The 23,291-nt window shown below is 65.1% G+C and carries 20 protein-coding genes; 15 read left to right on the top strand and 5 right to left on the bottom strand.

Going from position 1 to position 23,291, the window contains the following annotated elements:
- Window positions 1–5 precede the first annotated feature (5 nt).
- The 4 genes from EB231_RS13760 (at window position 6) to EB231_RS13745 (ending at window position 5,836) form a co-directional block, all read left to right on the top strand.
- The gene (locus EB231_RS13760; protein ID WP_172349283.1) at window positions 6–2,123 is read left to right on the top strand and encodes an ABC transporter permease; all 2,118 of its coding nucleotides are present in this window, start codon (window positions 6–8) and stop codon (window positions 2,121–2,123) included.
- A complete protein-coding gene (locus EB231_RS13755) occupies window positions 2,120–3,214 on the top strand; it encodes a strictosidine synthase (RefSeq protein ID WP_172349282.1) in 1,095 nt (364 codons plus the stop codon). Before EB231_RS13760 ends, EB231_RS13755 begins: the two co-directional genes overlap by 4 nt.
- A 3-nt stretch (window positions 3,215–3,217) precedes the next feature.
- On the top strand, window positions 3,218–4,714 hold the full coding sequence (locus tag EB231_RS13750) for a sugar ABC transporter ATP-binding protein (RefSeq protein ID WP_172349281.1): 1,497 nt from the start codon (window positions 3,218–3,220) through the stop codon (window positions 4,712–4,714).
- A gap of 225 nt (window positions 4,715–4,939) precedes the next feature.
- Entirely contained in the window at window positions 4,940–5,836 is an 897-nt protein-coding gene (locus tag EB231_RS13745; RefSeq protein ID WP_172349280.1) for a LysR family transcriptional regulator, read from the top strand.
- A 113-nt stretch (window positions 5,837–5,949) separates the two neighbouring features.
- Here the strand turns inward: EB231_RS13745 and EB231_RS13740 are convergent, their stop codons facing one another.
- Window positions 5,950–7,446, bottom strand: coding sequence for an aldehyde dehydrogenase family protein (locus tag EB231_RS13740; RefSeq protein WP_172349279.1), 1,497 nt, complete (start codon window positions 7,444–7,446; stop codon window positions 5,950–5,952).
- 142 nt (window positions 7,447–7,588) lie between these two features.
- Between EB231_RS13740 and EB231_RS13735 the strand changes: the two genes are divergently transcribed.
- The 11 genes from EB231_RS13735 to EB231_RS13685 all read left to right on the top strand — a co-directional run bounded on the left by EB231_RS13735 (window position 7,589) and on the right by EB231_RS13685 (window position 18,951).
- Window positions 7,589–8,332 carry a glucose 1-dehydrogenase gene (locus EB231_RS13735; protein WP_172349278.1) on the top strand — a complete coding sequence of 248 codons (744 nt, stop codon included), beginning with the start codon at window positions 7,589–7,591 and terminating at the stop codon, window positions 8,330–8,332.
- Between the two features lie 27 nt (window positions 8,333–8,359).
- Window positions 8,360–9,457: an isocitrate/isopropylmalate dehydrogenase family protein gene (locus tag EB231_RS13730; protein WP_172349277.1), complete on the top strand. Its 1,098-nt coding sequence runs from the start codon at window positions 8,360–8,362 to the stop codon at window positions 9,455–9,457.
- A 93-nt stretch (window positions 9,458–9,550) separates the two neighbouring features.
- On the top strand, window positions 9,551–10,396 hold the full coding sequence (locus tag EB231_RS13725; protein ID WP_172349276.1) for a Rossmann-like and DUF2520 domain-containing protein: 846 nt from the start codon (window positions 9,551–9,553) through the stop codon (window positions 10,394–10,396).
- A gap of 1 nt (window position 10,397) precedes the next feature.
- Window positions 10,398–11,537 (top strand): alpha-hydroxy acid oxidase, encoded by a 1,140-nt coding sequence (locus EB231_RS13720; RefSeq protein ID WP_172349275.1) that lies wholly within the window; start codon window positions 10,398–10,400, stop codon window positions 11,535–11,537.
- A 181-nt stretch (window positions 11,538–11,718) separates the two neighbouring features.
- Window positions 11,719–13,230: a sugar ABC transporter ATP-binding protein gene (locus EB231_RS13715; protein WP_172349274.1), complete on the top strand. Its 1,512-nt coding sequence runs from the start codon at window positions 11,719–11,721 to the stop codon at window positions 13,228–13,230.
- A gap of 35 nt (window positions 13,231–13,265) precedes the next feature.
- Complete coding sequence (locus EB231_RS13710) at window positions 13,266–14,231, top strand: ABC transporter permease (protein ID WP_246740939.1); 966 nt, start codon at window positions 13,266–13,268, stop codon at window positions 14,229–14,231.
- 29 nt (window positions 14,232–14,260) lie between these two features.
- Complete coding sequence (locus tag EB231_RS13705) at window positions 14,261–15,217, top strand: ABC transporter permease (RefSeq protein WP_172349273.1); 957 nt, start codon at window positions 14,261–14,263, stop codon at window positions 15,215–15,217.
- A gap of 202 nt (window positions 15,218–15,419) precedes the next feature.
- Complete coding sequence (locus EB231_RS13700) at window positions 15,420–16,397, top strand: sugar ABC transporter substrate-binding protein (protein ID WP_246740938.1); 978 nt, start codon at window positions 15,420–15,422, stop codon at window positions 16,395–16,397.
- A gap of 67 nt (window positions 16,398–16,464) precedes the next feature.
- Complete coding sequence (locus EB231_RS13695) at window positions 16,465–17,262, top strand: SDR family NAD(P)-dependent oxidoreductase (protein WP_172349272.1); 798 nt, start codon at window positions 16,465–16,467, stop codon at window positions 17,260–17,262.
- A 13-nt stretch (window positions 17,263–17,275) separates the two neighbouring features.
- On the top strand, window positions 17,276–18,133 hold the full coding sequence (locus EB231_RS13690; RefSeq protein WP_172349271.1) for a sugar phosphate isomerase/epimerase family protein: 858 nt from the start codon (window positions 17,276–17,278) through the stop codon (window positions 18,131–18,133).
- Between the two features lie 11 nt (window positions 18,134–18,144).
- Complete coding sequence (locus EB231_RS13685) at window positions 18,145–18,951, top strand: SDR family NAD(P)-dependent oxidoreductase (protein WP_172349270.1); 807 nt, start codon at window positions 18,145–18,147, stop codon at window positions 18,949–18,951.
- Window positions 18,952–18,955: 4 nt separating this feature from the next.
- Here EB231_RS13685 and EB231_RS13680 read toward each other — a convergent pair whose 3' ends face one another.
- From EB231_RS13680 to EB231_RS13665, 4 genes are all read right to left on the bottom strand, one after another.
- Window positions 18,956–20,653: an extracellular solute-binding protein gene (locus tag EB231_RS13680; RefSeq protein ID WP_172349269.1), complete on the bottom strand. Its 1,698-nt coding sequence runs from the start codon at window positions 20,651–20,653 to the stop codon at window positions 18,956–18,958.
- Window positions 20,654–20,744: 91 nt separating this feature from the next.
- The gene (locus tag EB231_RS13675) at window positions 20,745–21,662 is read right to left on the bottom strand and encodes an intradiol ring-cleavage dioxygenase (RefSeq protein ID WP_246740937.1); all 918 of its coding nucleotides are present in this window, start codon (window positions 21,660–21,662) and stop codon (window positions 20,745–20,747) included.
- 30 nt (window positions 21,663–21,692) lie between these two features.
- Window positions 21,693–22,754, bottom strand: coding sequence for a maleylacetate reductase (locus EB231_RS13670; RefSeq protein ID WP_172349268.1), 1,062 nt, complete (start codon window positions 22,752–22,754; stop codon window positions 21,693–21,695).
- Window positions 22,755–22,769: 15 nt separating this feature from the next.
- On the bottom strand, window positions 22,770–23,060 hold the full coding sequence (locus EB231_RS13665) for a YciI family protein (RefSeq protein WP_206681914.1): 291 nt from the start codon (window positions 23,058–23,060) through the stop codon (window positions 22,770–22,772).
- Between the last annotated feature and the right edge of the window lie 231 nt (window positions 23,061–23,291).

Raw genomic sequence — 23,291 nt, 5'->3', positions numbered from 1 at the left:
TCCTGATGAGCATGGCCGAAAGCCTTGTGCGCTGGCGCTACCGCCTGCTCCCCGACCACGTGGTCGGGGAGATCCTGACCAAGAAGTGGATCGACAGCGTCATCCCCTTCACGGCGCTGATCATTCTGTGCGCGATCTTCGGCTCGATCGTGCCGGGCTTCTGGAGCGTCGCGACGCTGACCAATCTCAGCGGCCAGACCGCCGAGCTCGGCCTGGTCGTGCTCGGCATGACCATCGTCATGGTCTCGGGCGGTATCGACCTGTCGGTCGGCTCGACCTTCGCGCTCGCCGTGCTGGTGACGCTCTACGGCATGAATGTCGGGCAATGGAGTTTCGGTACCGGCCTGCTGGCCTGCCTCGGGCTGGGCGTCGTCTGCGGCGCCATCAATGGCTTCCTGGTCGGCTTCCTGCGCATGCGGGCCTTCCTGACCACGCTGGTCACGCTCATCATCTACCGCTCGACCTTCGACGTCATCTTCCCGCAGGTCTCGACGCCGATCGTCACCAGCGGGCCGGATTCCCCGATCTATGATTTTCTCGGCTTCGGCACGATCTGGGGGGTGCCGACCTCCTTCGTCGTCTTCGTGGTCATCGCACTGGTGATCCATCTCGTCCTGTCGCGCGCCCGCTATGGCTGGCGGCTGTTCGCGGTCGGCGGTGCGCGCCGTTCCGCCTACAATGCCGGTATCAATGTGCGCTTCACCCTGTTCAGCGCCTACGTGCTGTGCTCGGTGCTGGTCGCGCTCTCCGGCTTCTTCTTCTCGGCCCGCATCGGCAGTGCTGCTTCCGATATCGGCACCGGGCTGGAACTGCAGGTGCTGACCGCGACGGTGCTCGGCGGCATCTCGCTTGGCGGCGGGCGCGGCTCGGTGGCCAAGGCGCTCATGGGGACGATCTTCGTGCTCGTCCTGTCGAACAGCCTGCTAGCCCTGGCCGTGTCCGGCCCGGTCAACTATCTGATCCTCGGTCTGGTGCTGCTTTTCTCGGTCCTGCTCGACGTGCGCTGGGTGAAGAACCGCCACAAGATCCTGCGCAGCGTGTACATCTCGCCGACCTTCGCCAAGATGCGCGAGCCGATCTCGACCGCGCCGGGCACGCCGATAGCGGTGAACGACCGGCTGAAGGATGTCGGCGTCATCGGCCTTGGCATCCTCGACGGCGCGGAGGATGTCATCTTCGACCGTCAGGACCGCCTCTACACCGGTACCCGTCAGGGCGACATACTGCGCTTCAAGCCGCCGCATTACACCGAGAGTGAAGTGTTCGCCCATATTGGCGGCTCGCCACTCGGCATGGCCTTCGACCGCGACGACAATCTAGTCATCTGCGTCGCCGGCATGGGCCTCTACCGGGTCGCTCCGAATGGCGATGTGAAGCTGCTGACGGCCGAGACCAACCGCTCGCTGACATCGGTCGTCGACGACTCGACCATGAAGCTCGCCGATGATTGTGACATCCTTCCCGATGGCCGCATCGTCTTCTCCGAAGCCACCGTGCGCTTCGAGATGCATGACTGGTATGCCGATGCGCTGGAAAGCCGCGGCAACGGGCGCATCATCGTCCACGATCCCAAATCCGGCTCGACCCGCACGCTGCTGTCGAACCTGGTCTTCCCGAACGGCATCTGCACGGCCTTCGACGGCCAGTCCGTGCTGTTCGCCGAAAGCTGGGCCTGCCGCATCAGCCGCTACTATTTCGACGGCCCGAAGAAGGGCAAGGTCGAGCGGGTCATCGAGGGATTGCCCGGCTATCCCGACAACATCAACCGCGCCTCGGACGGCACCTACTGGCTGGCCTTGATGGGCATGCGCACGCCGGCGCTCGACCTGTCGCTGGAAATGCCGGGCTTCCGCCGCCGCATGGCGCGGCGCGTCTCGGAAGATGCCTGGCTGATGCCCAACCTCAACACCGGCTGCGTGCTGCGCTTCGACGAAAAGGGCCAGATTCTCGAAAGCCTATGGGACCGCGCCGGCGAGAAGCATCCGATGATCACCTCGATGCGCGAGCACAAGGGCGTGCTTTATCTCTGCGGCATCTTCAACAACCGCATGGGCACGCTGCCGCTCAAGGGCGTCGATCCCAACTGGTTCAGCTCGGATTCCTACTGGGGCAAAAAGGCATGAGCGCCGTGAGCCAGCTTTTCGACCGTTTTCTCGGCCGTGGCGACTGGGCGGTGACGGTGCCGACGCTTGACGGCCCCTTGCTGCCCAACCAGGGCCTCGAGGAAGCCGGGACCTTCGCCAGCCTCGCCGAGGCCGACAATCTCGTGCGCACCGACAAAGGCGTGCTGGCGAGCAGTGCCGCCGCGCTGGTGCGTTTTGGCGCCGACGGCCATGCGGAGGTGCTGCAGGAATTCCCCGGTGAGATCACGGCACTTGCCCATGCCCGCGGCATGACCGCGCTGGCGATCGACGGCAAGGGTGTCGTCATCCGGGGCGGCCTGCATGACGGGCGCGAAGCGACAGGCGACGAAGCGCGGCCGCTCTCCTGCATCACCGCCCTCACCTTCCTCGACAGCAACAGCCTGCTGATCGCCAATGGCTCGGCGTCGGTACCCGCGACCGGCTGGCGCCGCGACCTGATGCAGAAGAACGCGTCCGGTTCGCTCTGGCGTCTCGACCTGAAGAGCGGCCGGCTGGAACTGATCCGTGACGGCCTGGCCTGGCCGGCCGGCATCGCCACCACCGGCTCGAACCGCATCTACGTCACCGAGGCCTGGCGCCATCGTGTGCTGGCCATCGACCTCGCCACCAAGGCGACAATGCCGGTGCTGGAACACCTTCCGGCCTATCCCGCGCGCATAGCCCCCGCCTTCAATGCCGGCTACTGGCTGACCTTCTATTCCGTCCGCAACCAGCTGGTGGAGTTCATCCTGCGCGAGGAGGCCTACCGCAAGCGCATGCTGGCCGAGGTCCCCGAAGCCTATTGGATGGCACCGTCGCTGAGTTCATGGCGCGACTACCGCGAACCGATGCAGGGCAGCCAGCTCAAGCAGATGAATGTGCTGAAGCCTTATGCGGTCACCCGATCCTACGGGCTGGTGGTGCACTGCGACCAGAACATGAAGCCGCTGTCGAGTCTCCATTCGCGCGCCGACGGCACGGTGCACGGCACCGTGAGCGCCTGCGAGGCGGGCGATGACCTGCTGGTCGCCTCGCGCGGCGGCTCGAGGGTGGTGCGCGTGGCCGGGGCCGCCGGCGGCAAGCGGGGTTAAGCGATGTCGGATAACATCATCGAGCTCAGGGACGCCACCAAGGCCTTCTCGCGCATCCCCGCCTTCAAGAACGTCAATTTCGACCTGCGCAAGGGCGAGATCCACGCACTGCTCGGCGAAAACGGCGCCGGCAAGTCGACGCTGACCAAGGTCATGGCGGGCGTGTTCAAGCTGACCGAGGGTAAGATGACCTTCGACGGCAAGGACGTGTCCTTCGCCACACCCGCCGAAGCGCTGCGCGCCGGCATTGCCATGGTGTTCCAGGAAACCAATCTGGTGCCGGCCATGACCGTGGCGCAGAACCTCTATCTCGGCGAAGAGAAGATGTTCAACCGGCTGCGCGGCCTCTACATCCAGGCGCGTCAGTTCCTCGCCGGCATGGGCTTCCAGGTCGACCCGACCGCGCAGGTCAGCACGCTGGGCGCGGCGCACAAGCAGATGGTGGAGATCGCGCGCGCCGTCCACCACAAGGCCCGCGTCATCATCTTCGACGAACCGACGGCAACCCTGACGCCTGAAGAAAAGAGCCACTTCTTCAACCTGCTGCAACGCCTGGTCAAGGAAGGCATCGCCATCATCTTCATCAGCCACGCGCTGGAAGAGGCGCTTGATGTCGCCGACCGCATCACCGTCATGCGCGACGGCGAGATCGTCGCTTCGGGAGATGCCAAGGGCTTCACCCGCGCCACCATCGTGCAGGCGATGGTCGGCCGCACCCTGACCGAAACGCTGCATGGCGAGGTCAAGCGCGCGGCGCGGCCCTATGGCGACAAGGTGCTTTCGGTGGAGAACCTGTCCTGCGCCGGCCTGGTGCGCAACTCGTCCTTCTCGGTCTTTTCGGGCCAGGTCACCGGCATGTTCGGCCTCGTCGGCGCCGGCCGCACCGAAATGGCCAAGGTCGTTGCCGGCCTGTTGAAGCGCAACATCTTCCACGGCGGCGAAATCCGCCTGCTCGGCAAGTCGGTGCGCTACCGCGTGCCAAGGCCGGCGGTGCGCGACGGCATCGTCTATGTCACCGAGGACCGCAAGCTCGACGGCTTCTTCGAGACCATGACGGCCGGCGAGAACCTGCAGATCGGCGAACTCACCGAGGGCGCCAACCCGGTCTCGATGGTGTCGCTGGCGCGCGCCAGGCAGCTTGCCCGCGAATGGGGCGAGCGCCTGAGCCTGCGGCAGACCAGCGACCGCGCCCGGATGATCGAACTCTCCGGCGGCAATCAGCAAAAGGTCGTGATCGCCAAGTCGCTGATCCAGAAGCCGAAGCTGGTGATCTTCGACGAGCCGACGCGCGGCGTCGATGTCGGCGCCATCGTCGAGATCCACCAGCTCATCAGCGATCTCGCCGACCAGGGCATGGCCGTCGTCGTCATCTCTTCCTATCTGCCTGAAATCCTTGCCGTTTCCGACCGTATCCTGGTCGTCAAGCGCGGCCGCGTGGTCGAGGAGATGATGCTGTCGGACGCGACCGAGGAACGCGTCATGTTCGCCGCCGTCCACTGACCCTGGCGGAACAGGGGCGCTTTTGCCGGCAAAAGTAATTCCAGGAAAAGCGCGTAGCGGTTTTCCGTCCGGAATAGCGTGAAAACAAAAGCTTGGATCGGTTCGATGATTCTACCAATCATCGAACCGATCCAAGCCAGGACCAATGCCTGGCGAGCCCTATTGCCTTGCAATCGGTTCCGCGTCTGAATAGGTCAGGAGGTCAGATCACCTGCCCGAGCGGACATGTCCAGCATCAACCTCAAACTTCTGCAGACGTTCCTGCTGGCCGCCGAAAACGGCAGCTTCCGTCGTGCCGCCGAAGAGAGCAACCGCTCGCCATCGGCGGTCTCCATGCAGATACGCGACCTCGAGGAGCAGATCGGCATCTCGCTTTTCATCCGCACCGCGCAGCGCGCCAGCCTGACGCCGGAAGGCCAGATCCTGTTCGAGGAGATCGCCAATGCGATGTCGCAGGTGCAGGCCAGCCTTGACCGGCTGACCGAGATCGCCGCGCGGCGCAAGGGCAAGGTGCAGATCGCCTGTGCCCCGACGCTTGCCGCGAGCCGGCTGGGCGACATACTGGCCACCTTCAAGCTGCGCTATCCCCGGTCGGTCGTCGAGGTCATCGAGACCCCGCCGCAGGCGGCCCTTGGCCTTTTGCAGCAGCAGGAGGTCGAGTTCTACATCGGCCCCGAACTGCCCAACCTGACCGACTTCCAGTTCGAATCCATCCTCGACGATCCGCTGATGGCCTGCATCCCCACCGAAATATACGGCGGCGAGAAGAAGCTGCTGCTCTCCGACCTGCTGCGTTACCCGCTGATCCTGCTCAACCGCAAGACGGCGGTGCGCGGTCTCGTCGACCGGCTGACGGCGGCCGAAGGCATCGAGCTCAAGCCGCAATACGAGGTCGAGAGCGCGCAGACCGCCGTGGCGCTCGCCTCCTCCGGACTGGGCGTCTGCGTCGTGCCCGGCATCGCCATCTCGCGCAATGACGAGCGCATGCGCGTCGTGCCGATCGACCACCGCGACGCCCACCGCTCCGTCGGCATCATCACCGCGCGGGGCTATGTGCACCACTCCTTCTCCGAACAGCTGATGAACCTCATCCGCACCAACCTGCGCGAACTGGCGCACTGAGCACCGCTGGAGATTTGCCGCACCGTCTGTAGCTTCGCCCTAGGATGACGAAGGCGGGGGGCTTCGCGCACTTGTGATTTGCAGGCCGGCCTCACCTGAATATCGGCATACCCTCAATCGGTCTGGATCCAGACGGCCTTCGTCTCCAGATATTCATGCAGGTGCTCGATGCCGCCCTCGCGGCCGTAGCCGGACATCTTCATGCCGCCGAACGGCACGGCCGGGTCGATGGCGTGGTACATGTTGACCCAGACCGAGCCGGCCTTGACGCGGCGCGCCAGCTTGTGCGCCGTGCCGAGATGGGTGGTGAAGATGCCGGCGGCCAGCCCATAGGGCGTGGCATTGGCGCGCGTCACCGCCTCGTCGAGCGTGTCGAACGGCATCGCGGAAATGACCGGCCCGAAAATCTCTTCGCGCGCGATGGTCATCTTGTCCGAGACCGCGCCGAAGACCGTCGGCGCGATGAAATTGCCGCCGTCGTAGAGCTCGCCCGTCAGCCGCGATCCGCCGGCGACCAGTTCCGCGCCCTCGTCGCTGCCGGCCTTGATGTAGCCCTCCACCTTGCCGGCCTGCCTGGCATTGATGAGCGGCCCGATTTCGGTCTCCGCCTCGATGCCGTGGCCTATGCGCAATTTGCTGGCGAACTCGGCCACCCGGCGCACGAATTCGTCGTGAATCTCGCGCGCCACGAACAGGCGCGAGCCGGCGATGCAGATCTGGCCCGAATGCACGAACACCGCCATCGCCGCGACCGGAACGGCCTTGTCGATATCGGCGTCGCGGCAGACGATGATCGGCGACTTGCCGCCGAGCTCCAGCGACACGCGCTTGAGATTGGTGACCCCTGCCCGCGCAATCGCTTGGCCCGTCAGCGTCGAGCCGGTGAAGACGATCTTGTTGACATCGGGATGTTCGGCCAGCCGCGCGCCGGCCTCGGCCCCAGTGCCGGTGACGATGTTGACGACGCCATCGGGCACGCCGGCTTCCTGCATCAGCCTGGCGATCAGCAACGGCGTCAGCGACGCATCCTCGGAAGGCTTCAGCACGATGGTGCAGCCGGTGGCGAGCGCCGGCGCGATCTTCCAGATCGAGGCGGCGGTCGGCGCGTTCCAGGGAATGATCGCGCCGACGACGCCTACCGGCTCGCGCCTTGTGAAGGAGACGATCTCGCCTGGGATCGAATTGTCGATGGATTCGCCGTGCAGCGCCGTCGCCATGCCGGCATAGAAGCGCAGCATGCCGATGACGCGGCGCCGGTTGGCCAGCGTGCGCGTGATCGGCAGGCCCATGTCGAGCGTGTCGGAAACGCTGAGCTCTTCCCAATGCGTCTCGAACAGATCGGCGATGCGCAGCAGCACGCACTGCCGCTCGTAGGGCGAGAATTTTGACCACGGTCCTTCGAAGGCCGCGCGTGCCGCCTTGACCGCGGCATCGATGTCGGCCGCGCCGCCGCGCGGCACCGTCGCCAGCACCTCGCCCGTGGCCGGGTTGAGCGCCTGCATTTCCTGGCCGGACTGCGCCGGCACCCACTTGCCGCCGATGAACATCGGCCGGAATTCGCCATGGTAGAGCGTCGTGGCCTTCGCCCTCGGGTCGAAATTCAGCGTCATCGCGTCCTCCTCACGAATTCCGTGGCGACTATTACTCCCGCTGCCGGCGACCTCAAACAAGGAAAGCTAAAAGGGCGTTCAGATAATCGGACTGTGCAATCACGGCGACTTCCACGATGGTGCCGGCAACGGAGGAACAGATATGAGACTTGCTGGCAAGGTCGCCATCGTCACCGGTGGCGGTTCGGGATTTGGCGAAGGAATCGTCAGGAAATTCGTCGCCGAGGGCGCGCTGGTCGTGCTGATGGACCGTGACGAGGCGGCAGCGGCCAGGGTCGCGGGTGAGATCGGCGAAAAGGTGCGGCCGATCACCGGTGACGTCTCGACACTGGAAAGCTTCGAGGCGGCCGCCGACCTCGCCCGGTCGGCCTTTGGCGGCCTCGACATACTGGTCAACAATGCCGGCGTCGCCCAGCCGCCCTTGCCGTTGGAGACGATGGACGAGGACCTGTTCGACAGGATCGCCAACGTAAACATGCGCTCGATCTACAATGGCTCCCGCGCCGTGGTCCCGCATTTCAAATCCATCAAATCGGGCGCGATCCTCAACGTCGCCTCCACCGGCGGCGTCTCGCCGCGCCCGAACCTCACCTGGTACAACGCCTCCAAGGGCTGGGCGATCGCCGCGACGCGGGCCATGGCGGTGGAACTCGCCCCCTTCGGCATCCGCGTCAACGCCATCAACCCGGTCGCCGGCGACACGCCGCTGCTGTCGACCTTCATCGGCTCCGGCGAGGAGAACCGCGCCCGCGTCGTCGCCACCATCCCGATCGGCCGGCTGTCGACGCCCCAGGACATGGGCAACGCCGCCGCCTTCCTGTGCTCGGACGAGGCCAGCATGATCACCGGCGTCGACCTCAACGTCGATGGCGGCAAGTGCATCTGAAAAACTGTTGTCCATGAGGTTTTGGCGATGAAGGATATCTACGAAATCGCCGTGGTGCATGGCGACGGCATCGGCCCGGAAGTCTGCGCCGCCACGATCGAGGTGGTGAAGGCCGCCCTCGGGCCCGACAGCCCGCTGCGCTTCAGCGAATATCCGGCCGGCGCCGAGCACTTCCTGAAGACCGGCCAGAGCTTTCCCGAACCGACCTTCCAGGCCTGCCGGGCGGCGGACGCCATCCTGCATGGCGCCGGCGGCCTGCCCGGCGTCGTCCATCCCGACGGCACCGAAGCGGGGCTGGATTTCACGCTCAAGCTGCGCTTCGAGCTCGACCTCTACGCCAACATCCGCCCCATCAGGCTCTTCGAGGGTGTTGAGAGCCCCTTGCGCGGCGTCAAGGCCGGCGACATCGACTACATCATCCTGCGCGAGAACAGCGAAGGGCTCTACGCCGCGCGTGGCTCGGGCGCGCTGCTGCGCGGCGAGGTCGCGATCGATACGCTGGTGCAGACCCGTACCGGCATCGAACGTATCGTCCGCAAGGCCTTCGAACTGGCGCGCCAGTCGGGCGGCGCGCCGCGCGACGGCGTGCGCCGGGTGACTTGCTGCGACAAGGCCAACGTGCTGCGCAGCTATGCCTTCTTCCGCTCCGTCTTCGACGAGGTGGCGAAGGACTATCCCGACATTGCGACCGAATATGCGCTGGTCGACGCCATGGCCATGCACCTCGTGCTGAAGCCAGGCCACTTCAATGTCATCGTCAGCGAGAACATGTTCGGCGACATCCTGTCCGACCTTGCCGCCGCCACCGTCGGCGGCATGGGCCTGGCGCCTTCGGCCGAGATCGGCGACGCCAACGGCTTTTTCCAGGCAGCACACGGCTCGGCGCCCGACATTGCCGGCAAAGGCATCGCCAATCCCTATGGCACCATCCTGTCGGCCGCTTCCATGCTGGACTGGCTCGGCCACAAGCATGCCGACGCGAAGCTCAACCAGGCAGCCGAGCGCATCCGAAGCGTGACGGAAGCCTGCCTTGCCGGCGGCCTGCTCAGCGCCGACCTGAAAGGCAGCGCGTCCACCCGCCAGATAACCCATTCAGTCTGCGACCGGCTCGCGGCCGCGGCGTGAGGTGTAACGCCAGAGCCGCTGGCCGGGACAAGTTTCCGCCTGTTTTGCCAAAGCCGATCATATAGCCTTCGGCCAATGTCGAATGAGGCTGAAATGACGAAGCTGAAGATCAATCTGATTGGGCCCGGCAAGGTCGGCCAGACCCTCATGCGCCGAATCGTCCTGGCCGGCGGGCACGAGATTCAGGACATCGCCGGCCGCGGCGCGGAAGCTGCCTCCCGGGCGGTTGAATTTATCGGCGCGGGAACCGCCGTTTCCGGGATGGCCGACATGCGACCAGCCGATCTCTGGTTGCTCACCGTGTCAGACACGCGGATCGCGGACGTGGCGGCCCGGCTTGCGGAACTGGCCCCGGACCGGCCCTCCATCGCCGTGCATTGCAGCGGCTTCCTGCCGGCGGCCGAGATGCAGCCCTTGCATGCCCTCGGCTGGCATCTGGCAAGCGTCCATCCCGTGCTGACATTCGCCGATCCGGCAAGGGCTGTCGGACAGTTCGAAGGGACACTTTGCGGCGTCGAGGGCGATGCCGAGGCTGTCACTGTTGTCGATGCGCTGATACGCGGCATTGGCGGCCAGCCGTTTCCGCTCAGCTCGCAATACAAGGCGATCTACCACGCGGCCGCCGTGTTCTCGAACAATTTCACCGTGGTGCTGCAGGCGGTAGCGCGAGAAGCCTGGGCGCGCGCCGGCGTTCCACAGGAAATCGCCGGGCAACTGAACGCGCGCCTGCTTGCCGCCACGGCCGAGAATGTCGGAAGGCTGGGGCCGGCCGCGGCGCTGACCGGACCGGCGGCGCGCGGCGATCTCGCGATCGTCGCGCAACAGGAGGCGGCGGTGCGCTCGTGGCATCCGGACGCCGGCAAGGCCTATGCCGAGTTCAGCCTCCTTGCCGGCCGCCTCAAGCGGACGGGCACGACGCTCGAAACAAGCGGGGTTTGAGATGGGCGCTCTCGCGCGCAAGGTTTCAGTTGACGATTTCCGCACCCTTGCCCGCCGCCGCCTGCCGAAGTCGATCTTCGAATTCGTCGACGGCGGGGCAGGACAGGAATTGACGCTCCGCGCCAACCGCGCCGATCTCGAGCGTATCCGGCTGCTGCCACGCGTGCTGACCGACGTATCGCGGCCGGACCTGACCACATCGCTGTGGTCGCAAACCTTCACCACACCACTGGTGATCAGCCCGATGGGTTCGTGCGCGCTGGTCTGGCCGCAGGCCGACATCGCCATCGCCAGGGCGGCGACCGCGCGCGGCATTCCCTACACCCTGTCCACCATGTCGACGACCAGCATCGAGCGCATGGCCAGGGCCGTGCAGGGACCGCTCTGGTTCCAGCTCTATGTGCTCAGGGAATTCGACTTCAACCGCGAGCTTGTGCGGCGGGCGGAAGAATTCGGTTATTCGACACTGGTGGTGACCGTCGACCTGCAGGCCGGGGGAAAACGCGAAAAGGATCTCAGGAACGGCATATCGATCCCCCTGCGCCCCTCGCCTCGCCATCTCTGGGAAGGCATGCTTCATCCCGGCTGGTCGCTGCGCCTGCTGCGCGGCGGGCTGCCTCAGTTCGAGAACGTTCGCGGCTATCTTGGCGACACCAGCGCCGGGTTGACCATCGCCGCGCGCGTCGGCGGCAATCTTCACGCCGGTTTCGACTGGGACGATTTCCGCCGGATCCGCGACTGGTGGAAAGGCCGGCTGCTGGTAAAGGGCGTCCTGCACCCCGCCGATGCCGCCGGCCTGGTGGCGGCCGGCGCCGACGGCATCTGGGTCTCCAACCATGGCGGCCGCCAGCTCGACAGCGCCATATCAAGCATCGATGCGCTGCCCGCCATCCGCCAGGCAGTGGCCGCCGAGGTTCCGATCCTGATCGATTCCGGCATCCGAACCGGGATGGACGTCATCAAGGCCAGGGCGCGCGGCGCTGCCGCCTCAGCGATCGGCCGAGCCGCCCTGTTCGGAGCGGCGGCCGGCGAAGCCGGCGTGGCTAGGGTGCTCGACATCCTGCTGGACGACATCGCCAACGGCGTGAAGCTCGCGGGCACGCCGGCGTTCAGCCAGATCGGTCCCGACCTGATCGCGTGAGACGGCCGCGCATCGGCAGGCAGGGACCGGTGGGCGTACCGCTGCCGCCTTGGACCAAGCCGCAGCCCATTGCTGACGCTGCGAATCCGTTAGTCCAATATGGACCAAATTGCCGTCATCGCACCCACCATCATTCTGTAGCGTAGCCCTCACGCCGTTCAAACGGTTGTGGGAGGAAATCATGGAGACGCCAGCCGTTCTGACGGTCAGAGGCCTGCGGAAATCTTTTGGAGGTGTCCAGGCTCTGAAAGGCGTCGACTTCGATCTCGAAGCCGGTGAGATCCATGCGCTGTGTGGCGAGAACGGTGCCGGCAAGAGCACGCTGGTGCGGATGATCGCCGGGCTGATGAGCCCGGACGAGGGAGAAATCCGCGTTGATGGCAATCTGCTCAAGCCGGGGCAACTGACCAGCGTCAGGCAGGTCTCGGTCGTCTACCAGGAACTGTCGATCATTCCGCATCTGTCCGTTCTGGACAACGTTCTTCTGGGCGATCCCGATGTCGGTCAGCTCTATATCCGCAAGCGCTATGCCGCCCGCGCGCGCCAGACCCTCGACCAGCTCGGCCTGGCCGAAGTGCCGCTCGATATCGAGGCCGGCCGCCTCGCGATCGCCGAGCAGCAACTGCTCGAAATCTGCCGCGCCGTCATGCGCGGCGCCCGCATCCTGATCCTGGACGAGCCGACCGCGAGCCTTTCCGACGCCGAGATCCAGCGCGTCTTCAAGACGGTCCGCTGGCTGCGCGAAAACGGCACCGCCGTCATCTATATCAGCCATCGCCTGCCCGAAATCTTCGCGCTGACCGACCGTGTCACCGTGTTCCGCAACGGCCAGCGGGTTCTCACCAAACCGACGGCACAGTGGACCAATGAGGAATTGGTCGCCGAGATGATCGGCCGGGAGATAAAATCCGCCCATTCGGTGCGTGACCGGGCCGATCTCCAGCAGGCCGCCAAGGTTCTTGAACTCAAGGCGCTTTCGGTGGCCGGAAAATACCGGCCGGTGACGCTGGATTTCCGCGCTGGCGAAGTCGTCGGCGTCATCGGCCAGCTTGGATCGGGCGCCAATGCACTGATCGAGACGCTGGCAGGGTTGGAAAGCCGCCATGAAGGCACCGTGTTCCTGAATGGCGCCGCCATCGACGTCACCTCGCTGTCGTCGGCGATGGCCTGCGGCATTGCCTATGTCCCGGAAGATCGCGGCGGCAAGAGCCTGTTCCTCGGCGCGCCGATCGAGGTCAACCTCACATCCGCCATACTCGACCGCCTGAACCGCGCCGGCGTGCTTTCCCTCGGCGAGGCCCGCAAGCGGGCGCTGGACCTCGCGCGCCGTTTCCAGATCGACGGTCGGCGGCTGCCGTCGGCGGCGTCGACACTTTCGGGCGGCAACCAGCAGAAGGTCGCCATTGCCAAGTCCGTCGCGCTGGAGCCGAAAGTGCTTGTTCTCAACGAGCCGACGCGCGGCGTCGATGTTGGGGCGCGCACCGAAATCTACCGCGAGCTCCAGGCGCTTGCGCGCCAGGGGCTGGTCGTCCTGTTCTTCTCGACCGACCTCGAGGAAATCCGCGAACTGTCGCAGCGCGTTATCACCGTTTTCCGCGGCGAGATCGTCAACGATCTGCCGGTCGAGGACACCGCCATGGACTCGATCCTGGGTGACGTCCTGCGCGGGCCAGCCACGGCGAGGGCGGCATGAGCGTGGAAACGAGGACAGGAAGCGGAGGTTCCGGCTTGGCCGCTCTCGAGATGAAGTCGGTGGGCGCGGCATTGCTGAGCCCCGAGCGTGTGCAATCGACGGCCGTCTGGATCGGCACCATCCTTCTGGCCATCTGGGCCAGTGCCGCGGTGCCCGGCTTTGCGTCGAGCGCCAACATTTCGGCGATCATGTATTCGACATCGGCGGTCGGCATCGCTGCCGTCGGCATGGCGTTCATCACCCTCTCGGGCAACCTCTTCATGCTTTCGATGGGCGCCACGGCGGCCGTTTCGACGATCGTGTTTGCCTCCTCTCTTCATCTTGGTCTCCTCCCGAGCATCGTCGTGGTGGTGTTGGTCGGTGCCTTGTTCGGACTTGCCCAGGGCATTGCCGTGGGTGTCTTCAAGACAAACCCGATCATCACCACCATTGCGATGGCTTCGATCATCACCGGCGCCGGCTCCTTCTATTCGGGCGGCCTGACCATCGTCGGGCAAGGCGATGCGAGCTGGCTCGGCATCGGCCGCATGGCCGGCCTCCCCAACCAGATCGTGCTGTTCCTGCTTGCGGCGCTCGTCTTCAGCTTCATCGTCGAGCGGACCCGCTTCGGCCGCGAATTGCGCCTGATCGGCCTCAATCCGAAGGCCGCGCATTTCACCGGCCTGCGCGTCGGGCGAACCCTGGTGATCGCCTATGTACTGGCGGCGGCGGCCGCCGCCTTTGCCGGTGCGCTCTACGGTTCGCAGGCCGCGCAGGGCAACCTCAAGCTCGGTGCCGGGCTGGATTTCGACGCCATCGCCGCCGTGCTCGTCGGCGGGGTGGCGATCAAGGGCGGCCAGGGCCGCATCCTCGACGCGGCCATCGGCGCGGTTTTCCTGGCCATCATCACCAACATCCTGCTGCTCAAGGGCCTGTCGCTGGAAATCCAGCTGATCGTGAAGGGCCTGGTCGTGATCGCCTCGGTCATCCTCGGCGCGCTGGCGCTCGGAGGGAGGAGATGACCATGGCCTCCCCAAGGAAGTCACAGCCCATGTCCACGGCCACCTTGCTGCGCATCGCGCTCCTGATCGCGCTGGTCGTTGCCTTCGCGCTGTGGAACCCGGCCTTCATCAGCGGCCGCAACATCTACGCGCTGACGCAGTCATTCGCGCTGCTCGGCCTGGTGGCGCTCGGCTTGTCGCTCACCATGATCGCCGGTGAATTCGACCTCAGCGTCGGCTCCATGGTCGCGGTCGGCGGCCTGCTGACGCTGGTCGCGGGCGGGAGCAATCTCGTTCATGGCATGGGTGTCGCATTGGCCTTCGCGGTGGTGATCGGCGCGGCCAACGCCTTCGTCGTCAACCGCTTCAACGTATCCTCGCTGGTGGTCACCGTCGGGTCGATGATGGCGCTTTCGGGGTTTGCCTTCTGGCTTGCCGGCGGCAAGGTGATCAGCACCGACAATTTCGACCTGGGCTTTGCCCTCGACAATCCGATCCTGACGGTCCTCTCCTGGCGCAGCGTGATCACGCTGGCCGCTTTCCTCCTGGCCGGACTGTTCATGCGCCACACGCTGATGGGCCGAGACATCCGCGTCATCGGCAGCAAGCGGCTGGTGGCGGCGGCGAGCGGGGCGAAAGTCGGGCTGTCGCTTTATATCGCCTTCATCGTCTCGGCCCTTTGCGCGGCCCTTGCGGGCAGCCTTCTGTCGATGAGCCTGGCCAGTGCGGCCGCGACCACGGGAAACAATCTCATGCTGCAGGCGGTGTCGGCGGCCATCGTCGGCGGCGTGGCCCTGTCGGGCGGAGCCGGCTCGCCGCTGCATGTGCTGATCGGCTCGCTGATCCTGACGGTGATGAACAATGGACTGAGTTTGATGGGCATGGGTGCGACGGGAATCCTGTTCGCGAACGGGCTCGTGCTGATGGGAATCGTGCTGCTCGATGGACAGTTGGGGGCATGGATGAGTGAACGGTTCGCGGCATCGCGGGCCAGGCATTCCGCTTAGAGTCGGATGATTTCAGATCAATCGATCTGAAATCTGAATCCGCCTCTAAATCAAAGAGATAGAGCATGATGTCGTCCGAAAACCGCTTCACACTTTTCGGCATCATGCTCTAGCGGAAGTAACCGACGAAACCCAGTTCTGCCTGCGCCGGTTGGGCGGCGGGGATGGGCGACGTGCAACCTGAAACGGGAGGAACGACGACATGAATACCGCGAAATTGACCAAACTCGCGCTGATGGCCAGCGTGTTCACGGGGCTGGCCATGCCCGGCATGGCATTCGCCGGTGCCAAGGGATCGAAAGTGATCCTGCTCACGGTGAGCGAGGAATGCGAATACTGCGCCCTCCACCAGCGCGCCTTCAAGGAAGTCGCCAGCGCCGCCGGCATCGATCTCGACGTGAAGATCACCAACTTCGATGCCGCCGAGCAGGCATCGCAGGTCGACCAGGCGCTTGCCCAGAACCCGGCCGCGATCGTGCTGTGGCCGGCGGACGCGAGCGCCATCGTGCCCTCGCTGCGCAAGATCAACCAGGCCGGCATTCCGCTGGTCATCACCAACTCGAAGCCCGACGACAAATACGCGGACTATTGGAACGTCTTCACCGGCCCCTCCGATATCGGCAACGGCCAGGCCGCCGGCGAGGCCATGATCAAGGGTTTCGCCGAGAAGAAGTTCGGCACGGAAGGCAAGATCTTCATCGTCGAGGGCGTGCCGGGAACACCGCCCCAGATCGCGCGTTCCAAGGGCCTCGAGGAGGTGCTGGCCGAGAAGGCCAAGGGCATCGTCGTCGCCGGCAAGCAGAACGGCAATTGGGACCAGACGAAGGCCACCGACGCCGCTGCCGCGCTCTTCACCCAGGTCGGTCCCGACGTGAAGGGCGTCTACGCCCAGGCCGACAACATGATGTCGGGCGTGATCGTGGCCGCCAAGCGCGCCGGCATCGATCCGGCCAGCCTCGTGCTCGTCGGGTCCAACTGCTCGATCGAAGGCGTCAACCAGATCAAGGACGGCACGCAATACGCGACCGTGCTGCAGTCGCCGATCGATGACGGCAAATACGCGGCCAAGGCGGTGATCGATCTCCTCGACGGCAAGAAGGTCGAGAAGGAGATTTTCCTGCCGCACGAGATCGTCACCAAGGCCAATATTTCCGACTGCGACGCCGCCATCGGGCGCTGATTCCATTCGGGCGCGGCGGGCCTCCCGCCGCGCCTTCCAATCTGACTTAGGAACCGAGGAGTACCCCATGGCCGAGGAGCCACTGTTTACCAATGTTCTGCCTGAACTCGTCGTGGTTTCAGGCACGGCTTCCGGTCTGGGCACCAAGATCGCCCATCTTCTGGTCGCGAGCGGCGTGCGCACCATCGGCCTCGATCTCGCGCCGGCGCCTTCCGAGCTCTCCAGCGAGCTCTACACGCATGTGCGGGGCGACGTATCGCTCGAGGAGACCTGGAGCGACATCGCCCGCTCCGTGACCGCCATCGATCCGGGAACCCTCGGACTGGTCACCTCGGCCGCCATGCTGAACGTCGGCACCGTGCTGGAGTTCGACAAGGCGGCGATGGAAAAAACCATGTCCGTCAACTTCATCGGCACGGCACTCGCCTTCCGCGCGCTGCTGCCGCTGATGATCGCGCGCGGCGGCGGCCCGATCGTCGCCGTTGCCAGCATCGACGCGACCTTCGCCGAGCAGCAGCTCGCGATCTACGCCGCCTCCAAGGGGGCCGTGCGCCAGCTGACGCGGACCGTGGCCATGGACCACGCCCGACAGGGCATTCGCGCCAATGTGCTGAGCCCCGGCCCCATGCTGGCCGGCCTGTTCGAACGGCATATGAAGTCGGCCAGCGACCCGGACCGCTTCCTTGCCACGCGCGCCAATCGCCAGCCTTCGGGCCGAATCCTCGATCCGGGCGAAGTCGCCCGCGCGGCGCTTTTCCTGCTCTGTGACGCCTCGACCGCGCTCAACGGCGCCGAAATCGTCGCCGATGGCGGCCTGACGACCAGCTTCGACTTCCGGACCGGGTCCGAAGGCGCATCGGTCTGAAAGGGGGCGAACCATGACCAAGAGCACGGAACTCGTTGCCGCCTACTGGACGATCGCGGGCGATGTCTATCCTTTCGCGCCCAACGAGATCAGCCCCTTCCCCTTTGCCGAACGCGTCGAGGCGGCGGCGAAGGCCGGCTACAAGGGCGTCGGTCTCATCCACGCCGACCTCCAGGCCACGCGCGAGCAGATCGGCCTCAAGGAAATGCGCCGCATTCTCGATGCCAACGGCATGCCGCATGTGGAGCTGGAATTCATCACGCACTGGTTCTCCGGCGGCGAGCTGAAGCTTGCCTCCGACAAGGTGCGCAGGGAACTGTTCGAGGCGGCCGAGGCGCTTGGCGCGCGCGACGTCAAGATCGCACCCGAATTCGACGCCAGGACCATCGACCTGCCGCATGTGACCGACAGCTTCGCCGAGATCTGCCAGGATGCGGCACGCTACGGAACCAGCATCGCGCTGGAGGTAATGCCGTTCTCCAATGTCGGCACGCTGGAAACCGCACGCGCTATTGTCGAAGGCGCGGCACAACGCAATGGCGGCCTGCTGCTGGACATCTGGCATATCGGCCGCGGCGGCATCCCCTATGAGGCGGTGGCCAAGGTCCCCCGGCAATATGTCGTCTCCGTCGAACTGGACGACGCCGATGCGGATGTCGTCGGCACGCTCTGGGAAGACACGATCTATCAGCGGCGGCTTTGCGGCGAAGGCGTGCTCGATCCGCCGGCCTTCATCGACGCGATCCAGCGTACCGGCTTCGACGGTTTCTACTCGGTCGAAGTGATCTCCAGGAAACACCGCGTCCTGCCGCTCGAGGAAGCGGCGCGGCGCTCTTTTGAAACCACCATGGCGCAGTTCGCCGGGACATAAGGGAGGATAGGATGGATACCAATCTCAAGGGCAAGACGGTACTGATCACCGGCGCCGCCAAGGGCATCGGCCGGGAAACCGCGATCGCCTTCGGACGCGAGGGCAGCCGCCTGGCGCTGCTCGACATCGATGCCGAAAGCCTTGCCGAAACGGTGGAGGCCGTCGCCGCGGCCGGCGGACAGGCCACGGCCTTCAAGGCCGACCTTTCCTCCGCCGGCGATATCGAGGACAAGGTCGGCGCGGCGATCGCCCACCTGGGTGGCGGGCTCGACGTCCTGGTCAACAATGTCGGCTCGGGCGCGGTCCGCACCTTCGACCAACTGACCGATGCCGAGTGGGACAAGACCTTCTCGCTCAATTTCATGAGCTATGTGCGCACCACGCGCATCGTGCTGCCGGTGATGCGCAAGCAGGGCAAGGGTGCGATCGTCAACAACGCTTCCGATCTTGCCCGGCAGCCGGAAGGCGTGCCGATCGACTATTCCGCCTCGAAGGCGGCGGTGCTCGCGCTGACCAAGGGGCTGGCCCGCAGCGAAGGCGCAAACAACATCCGCATCAACGCCGTGGCGCCGGGCCCGGTCTGGACGCCTTTCTGGACGCAGCCGGGCGGTTTTGCCGAGACCATGGGCAAGTTCCACAATATGGAACCGCAGAAGGCGGTCGAACACGAAATGTCGTTGCGCCAACTCCCGCTCGGCCGGCTCGGCAAGCCCGAGGAAGTCGCCAATGTGATCGTCTTCCTCGCCTCCGACCTTGCGTCCTTCGTCACGTCGTCGGTCTGGGGCGTGGATGGCGGCTCGATCCGCGCCATAGCTTGATAGGCTAGACGCCGATCGTGCTGTCGATGATCCGGTCGAGGCGGTCCTGCGCGTCCTTCAGAGCCGCCCGGTCGGATTTTCCGCCGGACAACGCGTCATGGATTTCCTCGCCGATGATGCGCTCCATGTCGGTGTAGAAGGGAACCGGCGGCCGCTGCCAGTTCCTGAGCAGGTTGCGGTTGCCGAGGTTGCCGACGAAGCGCACCAGCTGCGAACGGCCGGTGGCTTCGGGATCCGCGCTCACCGAAAAGCGCGGCGCGACCGGAAAGCCGTTCTTCACATGCTCTTTCATCGCTTCGCGTGAGGCCATCCAGGCAAGCGCCTCCGTTGCCAGCGGCAGTCTTTTCGGATCGATGTTGGAAGGGATGCAGAGCAGGAAGCCGCCGATCGGCGACGTGTTGGTGCCGCCCGGCCCGCTGGGCTGCGGCACATAGGAGACCCGGCGCTTCACGGCCGAGCGCACCTCCGCCTCGAACTGCGCCGCGCGCATGGTCCAGACATAGCCCATGGCGCTCTGGCCCTTCAGGAACACCGCGCAGGAATCGTCCCAATGCGCATCGAGCGCGCCCGGCTGGGCGATCTCGAGAAGCCGGTGCATGTAGTCAAGCACGGTGAGTGCGGCCTCGCTGTCGATCTGCGGCCGCATGTGCTGGCGGTCGAGATTTTCCGTCGAGTAGCCGGTCGGCGTGCGCCGGATCGACAGCACTGTCTGGCCGCAGCAGCCGAGGAAGAACATGAAGCTTGACGCGAGCGGCATGCGCGCCGCGTTCCAGGCAATGCCGTAGCGCTCCGCGGACGGATTGTGGAAGACCCGGCCGGCCGAGATCACCTCCTCGAAGGTCCTGGGCAGGGTGAGCCCGGCACCGTCGAAAAGGTCGCTGCGGCAGGCGAGCACCTCGATGGTGCAATAGATCGGCACCCCGTACTCCACCCTCTGCCAGGTCGTCGTCGACCAGATCGACGGGTGGAAATCCATTGGATTGATGCCGGATTCGCGGATCATGTCGCCGATCGGCATGACCAGCCCCCTGCCCGCGAACTCGCCGAGCCAGGGCATGTCGATGGCGATGATGTCATAGGCCGACACCGAGCGCTGGCCGTTGGCCAGACCTTCGCGGTAGAGGTCGTTCTGGTGGACGAGCTTGAAGCTCCTGGCGCTGGCGAGGTTGTTGCGGAAATCCGACCACATGTTGCGCATCGCCGCGAAATAATTGTCGTCGTTGAGTAGGAACTGCAGCTCGACGCCTTCGGTGATCCGGCTCTTCAGCAGGTTGATCGGCGGAATGACAGGATTGCCGCGGCGCGGCGCGCCGAAATAGTAGTTGGTTTCGTGTTCCTCCGTGCCGCGCCCGCCCAGGATCTCCGCGATCAGAGCCTTGGTTTCCGCCGCATAGTTGACCGCAAGCGTCGTCAGCTGCTCCGTGGGATGCAGCGTGAAGCTCCTCGGCTTGTCCGGCGACGGCCGACGCTCGACAAGCCCCTTGCCGATCATGCCCTGGATGCGCCGGATCGCCGTTCCATGGCTGAGGCCGGAGACCAGCGCGAGCTTGCTCATCGTCACCGGATAGCCCTCGAGCTCCGATCGCATGATGTAGTGCACCATGCGCCACGACGCCTCGTCCTCGACATCGGCGACACCGAGGAACGGCGTCCTCAGCCGGTCGACGAAATCGTAGACGCGCAGGAATTCGTGGTCGTTCATGAGACCTCCTCTGGGTCGCGCCAAACAGGGCGACGCTATGATTTAGTCCAAAATGGACGAAACTATAGCGGTGTCGGAGGACTATCGGGTCTTAGGCGGTGCCCGCCGATTTGCGCGCCAGTACGAAATCCCAGTTCACCGCCCAATAGGGAGACGTGAAACCAAGCTCCGCCGCGCTTGTCGGGTCCGTGATCTTCTTGAAATCCGCGATCAGCGAATCCTTCACGCCGAAGACCGCGTCCTCGGCGAGATACTGGCAATCAGGCGTGAAGATATGGGTGATGACCGGGTCGTAGCCCGGCGCGCTGATGATGAAATGGATATGGGCGGCCCGGTTCGGATGGCGTCCCAGCGCGGCAAGCATCTTGCCCACGGGTCCGTCGTCCGGGATCGGATAGTAGCGCGGCTTGACGGCCCGGTACCAATAGTCGCCGTTCTCGCCGCTGGTGAACACGCCGCGCAGGTTCCAGTCCGGCTGCAGCCCCTTCTGCTGGACGTCGTAGAAGCCGTCGTCATTTGTCTGCCAGACGTCGATCAGCGCGCCGGCGACCGGTTTGCCTTCGGTATCCACCACGCGTCCGCGCACCACCAGCGGCTCGCCCTTGCCGTCCAGGCAGATGTTCGTGCCGTGCTCGTAGCGCGGTGCCTCGGGCACGTAGAACGGTCCGAGAATCGTGTTCTCTGTCGCGCCATTCGGACGCCGGTGATTGATGGCGTCGACCAGCATCGAGACGCCGAGCGTGTCGGACAGAAGGATGAATTCCTGCCGCCACTCCGAGCACATCTGGCCGACTTCGGTCAGGAAGGTGATGCCCTTGAGCCATTCCTCATGGGTCGGCTCGATCTCCTTGATGGCGGCGTGCAGGTGCTTGACCAGCACGCTCATCACCTCGCGCAGGCGCGGATCGACGTCCGGTCCCATGCGCGCGTTGACGACGTCGACCGAGGTCTCCTCCTCGAAATACGGATATTTCGGCGGCCGCGCATGGCTGGCCTCTGCTTTGCCCAAGATCGATCCTCCTCCAGATGTCGCCACGCCTCAGGAGCGCGGCCGTTCGCCTGCATAAGCCCGGGCGATCAACCCCTTCAGCGCCTCGCGCTCAAGGGGGCGCGGGTTCCAGTAGGGGTTGGACAGCGCCCTGTCCGTCGCAAGCTCGATGCCATTTTCAGGCATGCCGATATCCGCGAGCGCTCGCCGTGCGCCGACCCTGTCGGCAAGATCGTAGAGCGCCATGGCCGGGTCGTCCGTGCCGAGCACGTCGCGCAGCCTCTGCATCACGTCCGGCACCGCCGGAGCGTTGTAGGCAAGCGCGTGCGGAAGCACGATCGCATGCGTTTCGGCATGCGGCAGGTCGAAGCTGCCGCCGAGCGTATGGCAAAGCTTGTGGTGCAGCGCCATGCCCACCGAGCCCAGGCAGATGCCGCAAAGCCAGGCGCCGTAAAGCGCCTTTGAACGCGCTTCCCGGTTGTCGGGCTCGACGGCTATTGTCGGCAGGGCCGCGGCAAGCGCGCCGATCGCCTCTGTCGCCATCAGGCTGATGACCGGGTTGCGCTCGCGTGCATAAAGCGCTTCGACCGCATGCGCGATCGCGTTGAGCCCGCTGGTGCCGGACATGGCCGCGGGCAGCGACAGAGTGAGGTCGATGTCGTAGATCACGATTTCGGGCAGCACTTTGGGGCTCGACTGGGTGACCTTCACTCCGTCCCTGGTCTCACCAAGGATCGGCGTCATTTCCGAGCCGGCATAGGTGGTCGGCACCACGATCTGCGGCAGGTCGGTCCGCAGTGCGATGGCCTTGGCAAGGCCCGTGGTCGAGCCACCGCCCACGGCGACGAGCCCGTCGGCCTTGAGGTCCAGAATGACACGCAGCGCGTCCTCGGTGACCTCCACCGGCGTATGCATCGTCGCCCGCGCGTAGACGCCGGCGGCGCGGCCGCCGAGCTGTTCGACGAGCCGTCGCGCTTCCGGCTCCTGCGGCGGCGTTGCCAGCACCGCGACCCGCTTCAGGCCCAGCCGGTCCAGTTCCGCCGGCAGCTGCTGGATGGTGCCGGATCCGAAAATGACGCGGGCCGGCTGGCCGTTATAGACGAAGGGTTCCATGAATTCGCCTCGGACCTAGCTCCGGTTGTCGACGCGCATCAGGAACGGGTTGATGCTGACGGACCGCCAGACATTGGCCGCGTTGAAGGGGTCTGCGGCATTGAATGCCCTGACATCCTCGATCTTTTCGGCGGAAAACACAAAGAGCGAGCCGATCATCGTCTCCCCGTCCTCTGCCACCAGCGGACCGGAGATGACGGTCTTCACACGCCCCTGCGCAAGATGCGCCTTGTGCGCGTCATAATTGGCCAGGCGCCTCGGCAAGGCATCGGCGTGGTCCAGACAGTGGACGGCAAACAGTGTCACGACATTCCTCCCAAAAAGGCCCGGCAGGCCGTTGCCAGCGATCGGAACGAAACGACCCCAAAAAAGGAGTCGAGTACCTTCGAGGGCTGGCGACGAAAGACGGGCCGGAAGAAGGTTAGCCCGAAATAGGACTGACCGGTTTCAAGATCTGTCCAATTTGGACAAATGTGATGGTGTTGTGAACCCATGCTGTCGGCCCGTCCCAACACCGTCGCATTTGCCCTGCTTTCG

Origin of the sequence: Mesorhizobium sp. NZP2298 (assembly GCF_013170825.1) — a bacterium.
Taxonomy (GTDB): domain Bacteria; phylum Pseudomonadota; class Alphaproteobacteria; order Rhizobiales; family Rhizobiaceae; genus Mesorhizobium.
The sequence above is the reverse complement of the archived record's forward strand: the minus strand, read 5'-3'. Positions and strand labels throughout refer to the sequence as shown.

Excerpts from the sequence above, each read along its gene's own strand:
- EB231_RS13750 (WP_172349281.1), top strand. The coding sequence starts at position 3,218 with ATGTCGGATAACATCATCGAGCTCAGGGACGCCACCAAGGCCTTCTCG.
- EB231_RS13685 (WP_172349270.1), top strand. The coding sequence starts at position 18,145 with ATGGATACCAATCTCAAGGGCAAGACGGTACTGATCACCGGCGCCGCC.
- EB231_RS13705 (WP_172349273.1), top strand. The coding sequence starts at position 14,261 with ATGTCCACGGCCACCTTGCTGCGCATCGCGCTCCTGATCGCGCTGGTC.
- EB231_RS13740 (WP_172349279.1), bottom strand. The coding sequence starts at position 7,446 with ATGACGCTGAATTTCGACCCGAGGGCGAAGGCCACGACGCTCTACCAT.
- EB231_RS13730 (WP_172349277.1), top strand. The coding sequence starts at position 8,360 with ATGAAGGATATCTACGAAATCGCCGTGGTGCATGGCGACGGCATCGGC.
- EB231_RS13715 (WP_172349274.1), top strand. The coding sequence starts at position 11,719 with ATGGAGACGCCAGCCGTTCTGACGGTCAGAGGCCTGCGGAAATCTTTT.
- EB231_RS13745 (WP_172349280.1), top strand. The coding sequence starts at position 4,940 with ATGTCCAGCATCAACCTCAAACTTCTGCAGACGTTCCTGCTGGCCGCC.
- EB231_RS13670 (WP_172349268.1), bottom strand. The coding sequence starts at position 22,754 with ATGGAACCCTTCGTCTATAACGGCCAGCCGGCCCGCGTCATTTTCGGA.
- EB231_RS13735 (WP_172349278.1), top strand. The coding sequence starts at position 7,589 with ATGAGACTTGCTGGCAAGGTCGCCATCGTCACCGGTGGCGGTTCGGGA.
- EB231_RS13680 (WP_172349269.1), bottom strand. The coding sequence starts at position 20,653 with ATGAACGACCACGAATTCCTGCGCGTCTACGATTTCGTCGACCGGCTG.
- EB231_RS13695 (WP_172349272.1), top strand. The coding sequence starts at position 16,465 with ATGGCCGAGGAGCCACTGTTTACCAATGTTCTGCCTGAACTCGTCGTG.
- EB231_RS13690 (WP_172349271.1), top strand. The coding sequence starts at position 17,276 with ATGACCAAGAGCACGGAACTCGTTGCCGCCTACTGGACGATCGCGGGC.
- EB231_RS13755 (WP_172349282.1), top strand. The coding sequence starts at position 2,120 with ATGAGCGCCGTGAGCCAGCTTTTCGACCGTTTTCTCGGCCGTGGCGAC.
- EB231_RS13760 (WP_172349283.1), top strand. The coding sequence starts at position 6 with ATGAGCATGGCCGAAAGCCTTGTGCGCTGGCGCTACCGCCTGCTCCCC.
- EB231_RS13720 (WP_172349275.1), top strand. The coding sequence starts at position 10,398 with ATGGGCGCTCTCGCGCGCAAGGTTTCAGTTGACGATTTCCGCACCCTT.
- EB231_RS13700 (WP_246740938.1), top strand. The coding sequence starts at position 15,420 with ATGAATACCGCGAAATTGACCAAACTCGCGCTGATGGCCAGCGTGTTC.
- EB231_RS13725 (WP_172349276.1), top strand. The coding sequence starts at position 9,551 with ATGACGAAGCTGAAGATCAATCTGATTGGGCCCGGCAAGGTCGGCCAG.